Below are 1,698 nucleotides of genomic sequence, written 5' to 3' on the forward strand. Positions count from 1 at the left end.
CAGTAGGTGAGAGAGCGTTTGGGGGTGCGGGGGCGGATCTTTCCGGGCGGCCCAGGCGTAAAATTTCCCCCGTAGGAGGTGGCGAAATGAACCTAGCCCTGACCACTGCCACAACCATCCTGCCAGTCGACGATGCAGCGCGCGCCCGGAGTTTCTACACGGAAAAACTGGGCCTCCCGCACCGCGGAATGACAGATGATGGAAGCGAATTACTCGGCACCGACGGCGGCCCGATGCTGCAGTTGATGCCGGTCTCGGACGGCAAGCACTCCGAGCACACCGCCCTCAGCTTCGAGGTGCGGGACATTGAGCGGATCGTGCAGGACATGGAGTCCAAAGGGGTCCGGTTCCAGGACTACGACCTGCCGAACCTGAAGACCGAGAACCACATCTGTACCACCACCTCTGAGAAGTGCGCGTGGTTCATGGACACCGAACACAACATTCTGTGCGTCCACGAAACCCTTGGCACCAGCCAGGTCGAGTACCAGCTCTGAAGCAGGCAGGGGCGCCTCACGGGTGTGAGGCGCCCCTGCGCTGGGCTCCTGGGACTCCGGGGCCCTTTGGGATCAGGAGCGTCAGGACTCCGCGCCGCCGTGGAGGCCGTCGTCGCTGCTGTCGTCCGACGGGCCCGTGCCGGTATCGGTCAGGTCCATGTTGCCGCGCGCTTCCTCCATGGTGGGGCCGCCGCTGGGCACGCTGTACGTGTCCGGCTTGATGCCGTGGGACTGTTCCTCGATAAGGGCCTGCTCCTCGCTGAAGCGGATGGCGTTCGCCTCGTCGCCGGCGTCGCCGGGGCCGTCATCCCGGAGCTTGGAAGGATCGGGAACAATGAATCCGGAATCTGCCTCTTTGGGGTTCGTCATGACGTGCCTTTCCTTTGGCGGCTTACGGGCTTGACGGCCGTTCGGTGAGTTGAGCCTTGAGGTCAAGGGTCTGGCCATCCCGATTCACCGTGAATCCCACTGTATCTCCCGGGTTGCGGGTCCGGAGCTCAGCCAGCAGTTTCTCAGGCGCACTGAGTTCCACCCCTTCCATGGACTCCAGGACATCGCCCGGACGGATTCCGGCAGTGCCGGCCGGGCCGGCCTCATCAACGGACAGAACCACGACGCCGGTGCTCGCCTCGAGGCCCAGTTGCTCGGCAATCTGCCGGGTCAGTTCGCCGGGCGTAAGTCCCAGATAGGCGTGTTCCGCGGTGCCATCGGCGAGCAACTCGTTGGCCACTTCCACTGCGGTGGCGGCGGGGATGGCGAAGCCCAGGGCCACTGCCCCCGCCGACGGCGGGATGTAGGCCTCGCTGATGCCCACCACTTCGCCGCGCATGTTAATCACGGCGCCGCCGGAATTGCCAGGGCTGATGGGGGCATCCGTCTGGATCAGATCCACCAGGGAGAGGCTGTTCCGGGCCGAACCGGGAATGGACCGGTGGAGGCCGGAAATGATTCCCGCAGTGGCTGTGTTTTCGAAGCCGAGCGGCGAGCCCAGCACAACAGCCCATTCACCCACTTTGGGCAGCGTGGCCTGGTAGGCGGGTTTGGGCAGACCGCGGCGCTCCGCCTGGACCAGGGCGAGATCTGTGACGGCATCAGTGGCCCTGACTGTGCCGCTGACACGCTGGCCGTCCGCGAATCCGACCTCCACATCGGTGTTGCCACGCACCACGTGCTCATTGGTGAGGATCAGTCCGTCCTCGGC

At 64.9% G+C, this 1,698-nt stretch carries 3 protein-coding genes; 1 reads left to right on the top strand and 2 read right to left on the bottom strand.

From position 1 onward, the window contains the following. Positions 1-86 precede the first annotated feature (86 nt). Positions 87-497, top strand: a complete 411-nt coding sequence (locus DBR22_RS12900) for a VOC family protein (protein WP_108599354.1) — start codon at positions 87-89, stop codon at positions 495-497. 81 nt (positions 498-578) lie between these two features. Here DBR22_RS12900 and DBR22_RS12905 read toward each other — a convergent pair whose 3' ends face one another. Both DBR22_RS12905 and DBR22_RS12910 read right to left on the bottom strand, forming a co-directional pair. Beyond that, positions 579-866 carry a hypothetical protein gene (locus tag DBR22_RS12905; protein WP_108599355.1) on the bottom strand — a complete coding sequence of 96 codons (288 nt, stop codon included), beginning with the start codon at positions 864-866 and terminating at the stop codon, positions 579-581. 22 nt (positions 867-888) lie between these two features. Next, positions 889-1,698 (bottom strand): S1C family serine protease (locus DBR22_RS12910; protein WP_108599356.1); only part of this gene is annotated, 810 nt, incomplete at its 5' end.

Origin of the sequence: Arthrobacter sp. HMWF013 (assembly GCF_003061105.1) — a bacterium.
GTDB lineage: Bacteria > Actinomycetota > Actinomycetes > Actinomycetales > Micrococcaceae > Arthrobacter.